Raw genomic sequence first — 6,685 nt, 5'->3', positions numbered from 1 at the left:
CCCGCAACGCTTCCGAGGCTATTAACTTGGTAGCGTATAGCTGGGCAATGAATAATTTAAAAGCAGGGGATGAAATAATCCTCTCAGTGATGGAACACCACAGCAACTTAGTACCCTGGCATTTTGTTGCTCAAAAAACAGGCGCCATACTAAAGCATGTGGAACTCACAGAAGAAGAAAGCTTTGATTTTGAGCATTTTAAAACATTAATATCTGACAAAACAAAATTAGTATCGGTAGTGCATGTCTCAAACACCTTGGGATGCATTAACCCAGTCCAAGAAATTTGTGCCCTTGCTCATAAATATGGCGCCAAAGTTTTAATAGATGGTTGCCAAAGTGTACCTCATATGCCTGTAGACGTACAGGAAATAGACTGTGACTGGCTAGTAGCCTCCGGTCATAAAATGTGCGCCCCTACTGGTATTGGTTTCTTATACGGAAAAGAAGAAATACTCAACGCCATGCCTCCTTTCTTGGGTGGTGGAGAAATGATAGCCGATGTATATTTAGACCATTCCACCTACGCAGAATTACCACATAAATTTGAAGCAGGTACACCCGCTATTGGTGAAGCTATCGCATTAGGCGCCGCAGTAGATTATTTAACCAAATTAGGTATGGATCAAATTCATGCTTACGAAGCTGAATTAACATCATACTTATTTGAACAACTAGAAGCTATTCCCGACATTACCATATATGGTCCCAAACCCAACGCCAACGGATTTGGACGCGCGGCACTAGCATCCTTCACTGCAGGAGACATCCATCCCAACGACCTATCAGCACTACTAGACCAAGAAGGTGTAGCAATACGTTCCGGACACCATTGTACACAACCCTTACACCGCTACTTGAATTTAACAATCGGAACCGCGCGCGCGAGTTTAGCCTTCTACAACACCCACCAAGAAATCGACGTATTCATCAAATCCCTAAAAGACACAATCGACTTCTTCACCAGCATATTAGGCTAATAAACTCGTATGTTCGTAGTAAGTACTTCAGTGATTTATTCTAGTAGAGAGGTTTTGTGAAATCTCTCTACTTTTTAATTTATCAATTAATGTAACTTGCCTGCAAAAGCTGCTATATCTTCTAATATATCTTCTAATGCCTTTGAATAATTACTGATAGGGAGCATAACTTCTCTACCGTCAGGCATTATATATTTAGATTGCAAAGGAAGGTGAAACATTGGAATACCTAGAGAGGAAGACACTTTACCCTATGTATGAAAATCCTTTATATTTAAATTCTTGGTGCTGTATAAACGCTTCAAAAATCTACATAATTAAAATCTGCCAAAATCAGTCACAATAATAGGTTATAGATCAAAATGAAGCAAAACGAATTCAGTGTTTAGCGAATTAGCAGAGTATAGACAAAGTCTTGGTTTACCAGCAGCAGGTAGTCAAGAAGATCAATCAACAGTTGCCAAGCTAGAAATAGCTGGTAAAAGTTTCTTTGGTGTTAATTCTAGGGATAATTCTTATCCTCGTCAAATCAGTCTGCGTGTTAACTCTATTACTAGAGATCATGCTGAAGCAGATGTTTTTCAGCAAGCACTTGATGCAGGTACAAGGTCAGATAAAGCACGTTTAATAGTAGATAGAGACTTATGTGAAGCTTGTGGGAAAAGAGGGGGGGTAAATTCTATGGCTTGGCAATTAGGTATAAAAGAATTAGAAATAATAACACCAGGTGAGTGTAAAGCTATAATAGTAAAACCACCAAAGAGCAGGAGGTAATCATGTTTGTATTAGATGTCACTACTGAAAAATGGGTTGGAAATAGGAATCAAGGTGATTTTATTGAAAACCCAGACTGGAATCAAGTAGAATCAGCTATCCGGGAATTAGACGGTGCCAGTCATACTTTAGTAACTTTAGGTGCCGATGAAGATACCTATATGAGCATCGGTGGTGGGGCAGGGAAATATATAGTTACCGTGACTTTCGATAATCTTAATTTTTATACATTGCTTGATTTAGCCAAGTCTAACAATATAGAAAAGTTGGTTGTAGGAGGGCAATATGGAAATTTTCCAGCAAATCATTGTGTTGATATATTACGTTGTCTACTTGCAGCAAGAACTTTTGCTTTAGAAGGAAAACTTGATGAGTTACTTACTTGGCAGGAAGATAAATCATTAGCAGTAGCGTAAATTCAGCATGAGCCTATAATGTATTGGAAAATAAAGATAAAAACAAGAATAGTTGTTCGTGCCTAGTTAACGCTGCTTACATATGAACATGTCACAAAGGCTATTGCAACTAATTTTGCTCCGGATTATCTTTGAATATAAGCAAGGAGTGCTGAAGCATCAAGACCCTTGTGACTTGTGAACTCATAATTAAGATTCTTTGCGACGTTCTTCAATTAGTTCATCAGCAAGGCTGACTGTTGGAGCAATGTCTTTATAGATACCTTGCAAATTCTGAATTTGAATAAGCAAACTAGTCAAACGTATACTGCCATCTGGCTCCAACCTGAGAATCATTTTTTCACCAGGTTGCAGTGAGAGGTGATGACGAATTGATTCAGGAAGAACTAAATTCCCCTCCTCTCCTAGTTCAATAGTTTGTTGTTCAGGTGTTGATACAGGAAACATTTTTTTATAAATTACTTAATATAAATAATCATACCAGAACTAAGTGCAACATTTTAATTTCATACTATATACTGGGTATAATGCACTTAAGTACTGGTTTGCGATAATTGAAATAAGCAAAAGGTGTTAAACTTTTTTTACCTTCGGAATTAATGTAATTATAGTATTCTTGGAAACTCAGGTTATCAAAAATACTTAAATCTTTCAAAGCCTTTACTTGTACGCCAAATATTTCAACTTCACCGATAAAAGAAGTGCGGGGATGAGGATTATTTATGAGATATTCAAAAAATTCCCAATCCGCAACAACAAATTCAAATTTATTACCGTTAGCATAATATGTTTTTATCCAAGTCGGGCTGTATATTTGTTCATCTTTATCACAATTATTTTTATGATAAGTCCACGCTTTCTTGACTAATGAAGCATATCTTTTTTGCATCGAGTTAATTATTATTTGTTCGTCGTTAATATTTATAATAATGACAATGCAGTTTGTTCCATCTAAATCTTGATACTTACCAGCCACCACAGAACGAATAACCGGAAAAAGCGTTGTTGGTTTGTTTAATACTTTCAATAATCGCTTAATTTCACTCAAAACAAGTGGTTGAGAAGGTAAATATTTCTTAACTTTGCAGCCGTTGAGCGCTGGTTTAAACAAATCAATATAATATCGCTCAAATTCGTCTAATGAGTTCATCGGTACTTCTTGCCAATAGATCCGATGGCACAATTTACGGTTGGAACGAATTAACTGTGGATACCTGTGGTGAGTTCTACCAGCCCACCGACTCTTGAGATTTGTAGCTTGTCCGACATACCATACGCAATTATTAGCATCGGCAATAACGTAAATCCCTGAAATTGATGGCAACCGATGACGTTCGCTAAACAAAACATTAAACCAACAAGACCATTCCATAGCAACCTATATGGTAAGTACACTCTACTCTTGTTAGCATTCCCACGACTACAGCAGCTTGCAACACACTTCATCAAAGATTTAAAACCCCAACCGCAAGTCTTTTGTAAAAACTGTATTGACAAAGTAAATACGCTTTGTCTACACTATGAAGCATGGATGTGTATTTCGTACTAAATGGCATCACCTTTGTTTGGAACGATGAGAAAGCTCGTAACAACCCAGGAAAGCATGATGGAGTAACGTTCCAGCAAGCTGCTGAAGTATTTTTCGACCCCTTTCTCATTGTTGTTGATGCAAGTCGCAATAATGAAGCACGAGATTGCTGTGATTGGACTGGATACTCGATGGAATTTGTTATATGTTGTTCACATTGAGCGTGAAGCGAATATGATTCGGATTATTTCAGCACGTAAAGCCACTCGTCAGGAGGGAGCAGAGTATGAAAATTGAAGCATTAAAAAAGCGGTTAGATCGAAATCGTCCTATGACCAGCGTGACGATTCGCATTCCTGAAGATGTTATTGAAGACTTAAAGCGGGTCGCACCGTTGTTGGGCTTTTCTGGGTATCAGCCATTAATTCGCGCTTACATCGGTCAAGGATTACGTGCTGATTTAGAACGATTTGAAAGCGAAACCGTGACAGCGTTAATTGCGAGTTTGAAACGCCGGGGAGTAAGTGATGAAATAATTGATGAAGCATTGAATGAAGTGGTTCAAAGTTAGTTTTTTGCTGCTAACCGCAAAAACAAACTTCTTATAAACTACTGAAATTAATATGTTTTAAGGTAAAATTGTAGAAGACATTCATCGCAAAAGTAATTGTTTATGTAACTAATGGCTAATACAGCATCTGAAGAACCCCTATATCCGTTGACCCCTGAGCAAGTTTGTGTAGGAACAAATAAAATAATAACTTATGCGGAACGTCATTACTTTTGCACGTAAACAACTATGCTTGCTACTTCGACAGGCGCCGAACAGCGAACCGTACTACATAATATTAGCTGGGACACCTTTGAAGCTTTGCTACGTGAAACAGGTAGCGGTAGAGGCTCACGGTTCGCGTATGAAGATGGTACGTTAGAAATAATGGCACCACTTTTTGCACACGAAAACCTTAAAATTAAATTTGGTCGTTTTATAGTGGTTTTAGTAGAAGAATTAGAAATTGAAATCAAAAGTGCAGGTTCTACAACTATAAAAAAAGAAGACTTCAAAAAAGGAATAGAGCCTGATAATTGTTATTATATTCAGAATGAACTAGCGGTAAGAGGAAGGGAAACACTTGATTTTGAAACTGACCCTCCTCCAGACTTAGCTATTGAAATTGATATTACAAGTAGTTCAGTTAATAAATTTTCTATTTATTCAGCCTTAAAGGTGCCTGAAATTTGGAGATACAACGGAAGCAAAGTTAAATTTTATGAATTAATCAATAACAAATATATAGAACGCGATTATAGTATTGCTTTTCCTTTAGTTTCAGCAAGTGATATTAATAATTTTATTGAGCAAAGTAAAACCAAGCCAGAAATTGCTTTACTAAAATCATTTCGTGCTTGGGTTCAGCAAAAAATCAATATAAATTGATGAAATAGTGACTGTCATGGAGCGTTGTATTGTAAGGCATAGCCCTACTTACGTAAGGTTAGACGACTATTTTGACTTTTCCTGTATGTAAGTCGTAACGGGCGCCTCTAATTTCCAGCTTACCTTCCTGAAGTAGTTTTGTTAAAACAGTGGAACTTTCTTTTAGTTTTTGCACTTGGTAGCGAATATTAGCAATAACCGCATTATCTACGTTATTAGTGGCAGCTTTTGACCTGACTTTTGTAACAATAGGTTTAATAGATTCAACCAAATAACCAATTTTACCAGGAAGCAATTCGTCGCTTAACGCTGCTTTAACAGCACCACAGCTTTCATGACCAAGAACTAGAATAAGTTGTGAATGCAGTTCTAATGTTGAGTATTCCAAACTAGCAATTGCTGCATCACTAGCAATATTTCCAGCTATTCTTACATCAAATATATCCCCAAGTCCTTGGTCAAACAAAATTTCTGATGGAACTCTAGAGTCTGCACAACCAAGAACACACGCAAAAGGATGCTGCGAGTCAGCTAGTTCTTTAAGTGCTTGTATAGACTGATGAGGATGTGTAGCTTTTTGTGCGACAAACCGATTATTTCCATCTAATAATCGTTTTAATGCTTCATTTGGACTAACTGCTGTAACCGCAGTCGCGGCAGTTTTTTTATTAGCGTCTGTTTTCTCAGCTACTTGTGAAGATGTACTATTTGGTGGTATGGCACCTACAATACTACTACCAGCTGCAATACTAGCAATTCCTACACCCGATGCTCCTATTACTCGCAGAAAATTACGGCGCCCAACAAACCTCCCAACAAACCCATTAACGCGACTCATAATAATTACCCACTAGCTAGATTTTACTATCGGCATCAACTTTTACTATAATTAAATTATCTTAAAATCTAGAAACCTGGTTTATCTACAATTTTAATTCTTTTGGTAATGCAGATAACTTTTTTGATTGATAATGTTTTTGTTTAATTAATTTTTGTAAATCATTGACTCGTTTTTGCGGTGCCGGATGGGTTGATATAAATTCTATATCTACATTTTTTTGTTTACTTAATCGATTAAAAAAGTCAGTTGCTCCAGCTACATGACCGTAGGTTTGATATAACAAATTTAATCCTATTTCGTCCGCTTGCGATTCTTGCGATTGTGAATATTTTGCATCGCTAAATGTTGTAATACCAGAAGCAACTGATACTAGTAAATCATTATTTCCTGTTATGGAAGCTAATGCAATTGGGAGTATTAGTTGTCTTAATATACTGCGTAGATGGTCGCGGTTAGCAAAATGTCCTAATTCATGACCTAAAATCATCATTAACTCGTTTTCTGACTCTGCTTGTTTGAGTAAACCATCAAAAATTACAATGCGGTCACCTGGTAGTGCTAAAGCGTTTACTGTTTTATCTGGCACGTAGATTATTTGATAATCGCGCTTATGTTGTTCTGATGGTAAGTTAGATTCTAGTTTGTTTAAAAGCTGGTTTAAGATATCTTGTGTTTGTGATGGTTGGGATAGTTTTTCATATGTTGGGG

12 protein-coding genes are annotated in these 6,685 nt (G+C 37.0%); 7 read left to right on the top strand and 5 right to left on the bottom strand.

Annotated elements, in window-relative coordinates; all coding sequences use genetic code 11:
- The coding region (locus AC2JBO_RS41570) for an aminotransferase class V-fold PLP-dependent enzyme (RefSeq protein ID WP_496959476.1) at positions 1-980 on the top strand (980 nt) is incomplete at its 5' end.
- Between the two features lie 86 nt (positions 981-1,066).
- Here the strand turns inward: AC2JBO_RS41570 and AC2JBO_RS41565 are convergent.
- Positions 1,067-1,225, bottom strand: a complete 159-nt coding sequence (locus AC2JBO_RS41565) for a hypothetical protein (RefSeq protein ID WP_496959475.1) — start codon at positions 1,223-1,225, stop codon at positions 1,067-1,069.
- 136 nt (positions 1,226-1,361) lie between these two features.
- Here AC2JBO_RS41565 and AC2JBO_RS41560 point away from each other — a divergent pair, with 136 nt between their 5' ends.
- Both AC2JBO_RS41560 and AC2JBO_RS41555 read left to right on the top strand, forming a co-directional pair.
- The gene (locus AC2JBO_RS41560; RefSeq protein WP_496959474.1) at positions 1,362-1,754 is read left to right on the top strand and encodes a deaminase; all 393 of its coding nucleotides are present in this window, start codon (positions 1,362-1,364) and stop codon (positions 1,752-1,754) included.
- A 2-nt stretch (positions 1,755-1,756) separates the two neighbouring features.
- Complete coding sequence (locus AC2JBO_RS41555; protein ID WP_496959473.1) at positions 1,757-2,170, top strand: Imm1 family immunity protein; 414 nt, start codon at positions 1,757-1,759, stop codon at positions 2,168-2,170.
- A gap of 189 nt (positions 2,171-2,359) precedes the next feature.
- On the opposite strand, the gene AC2JBO_RS41550 is transcribed toward AC2JBO_RS41555, so the two are convergent.
- Together AC2JBO_RS41550 and AC2JBO_RS41545 are read right to left on the bottom strand one after the other, a co-directional pair.
- A complete protein-coding gene (locus AC2JBO_RS41550; RefSeq protein ID WP_496959472.1) occupies positions 2,360-2,617 on the bottom strand; it encodes a hypothetical protein in 258 nt (85 codons plus the stop codon).
- Positions 2,618-2,681: 64 nt separating this feature from the next.
- Positions 2,682-3,542: a GIY-YIG nuclease family protein gene (locus tag AC2JBO_RS41545; RefSeq protein WP_496959471.1), complete on the bottom strand. Its 861-nt coding sequence runs from the start codon at positions 3,540-3,542 to the stop codon at positions 2,682-2,684.
- A gap of 155 nt (positions 3,543-3,697) precedes the next feature.
- On the opposite strand from AC2JBO_RS41545, the gene AC2JBO_RS41540 reads away from it, so the two are divergent.
- The 4 genes from AC2JBO_RS41540 to AC2JBO_RS41525 all read left to right on the top strand — a co-directional run bounded on the left by AC2JBO_RS41540 (position 3,698) and on the right by AC2JBO_RS41525 (position 5,136).
- Complete coding sequence (locus tag AC2JBO_RS41540) at positions 3,698-3,919, top strand: BrnT family toxin (protein WP_496959470.1); 222 nt, start codon at positions 3,698-3,700, stop codon at positions 3,917-3,919.
- Positions 3,852-3,995, top strand: a complete 144-nt coding sequence (locus AC2JBO_RS41535) for a BrnT family toxin (protein ID WP_496959469.1) — start codon at positions 3,852-3,854, stop codon at positions 3,993-3,995. Before AC2JBO_RS41540 ends, AC2JBO_RS41535 begins: the two co-directional genes overlap by 68 nt.
- Positions 3,985-4,269, top strand: coding sequence for a hypothetical protein (locus AC2JBO_RS41530; RefSeq protein ID WP_496959468.1), 285 nt, complete (start codon positions 3,985-3,987; stop codon positions 4,267-4,269). The genes AC2JBO_RS41535 and AC2JBO_RS41530 overlap by 11 nt, the downstream gene beginning before the upstream one ends.
- Positions 4,270-4,497: 228 nt before the next feature.
- A complete protein-coding gene (locus tag AC2JBO_RS41525; protein ID WP_496959467.1) occupies positions 4,498-5,136 on the top strand; it encodes a Uma2 family endonuclease in 639 nt (212 codons plus the stop codon).
- Positions 5,137-5,194: 58 nt separating this feature from the next.
- Here AC2JBO_RS41525 and AC2JBO_RS41520 read toward each other — a convergent pair whose 3' ends face one another.
- Complete coding sequence (locus AC2JBO_RS41520) at positions 5,195-5,974, bottom strand: carbonic anhydrase (RefSeq protein WP_496959466.1); 780 nt, start codon at positions 5,972-5,974, stop codon at positions 5,195-5,197.
- Between the two features lie 85 nt (positions 5,975-6,059).
- The coding region (locus AC2JBO_RS41515) for a M48 family metallopeptidase (RefSeq protein WP_496959465.1) at positions 6,060-6,685 on the bottom strand (626 nt) is incomplete at its 5' end.

Source organism: Calothrix sp. CBUCES-K 9914 (assembly GCF_059640475.1).
This window is presented reverse-complemented; position numbering and strand designations above follow the sequence as displayed.

Excerpts from the sequence above, each read along its gene's own strand:
- AC2JBO_RS41555 (WP_496959473.1), top strand. The coding sequence starts at position 1,757 with ATGTTTGTATTAGATGTCACTACTGAAAAATGGGTTGGAAATAGGAAT.
- AC2JBO_RS41550 (WP_496959472.1), bottom strand. The coding sequence starts at position 2,617 with ATGTTTCCTGTATCAACACCTGAACAACAAACTATTGAACTAGGAGAG.
- AC2JBO_RS41545 (WP_496959471.1), bottom strand. The coding sequence starts at position 3,542 with ATGGAATGGTCTTGTTGGTTTAATGTTTTGTTTAGCGAACGTCATCGG.
- AC2JBO_RS41540 (WP_496959470.1), top strand. The coding sequence starts at position 3,698 with ATGGATGTGTATTTCGTACTAAATGGCATCACCTTTGTTTGGAACGAT.
- AC2JBO_RS41535 (WP_496959469.1), top strand. The coding sequence starts at position 3,852 with ATGAAGCACGAGATTGCTGTGATTGGACTGGATACTCGATGGAATTTG.
- AC2JBO_RS41530 (WP_496959468.1), top strand. The coding sequence starts at position 3,985 with ATGAAAATTGAAGCATTAAAAAAGCGGTTAGATCGAAATCGTCCTATG.
- AC2JBO_RS41525 (WP_496959467.1), top strand. The coding sequence starts at position 4,498 with ATGCTTGCTACTTCGACAGGCGCCGAACAGCGAACCGTACTACATAAT.
- AC2JBO_RS41520 (WP_496959466.1), bottom strand. The coding sequence starts at position 5,974 with ATGAGTCGCGTTAATGGGTTTGTTGGGAGGTTTGTTGGGCGCCGTAAT.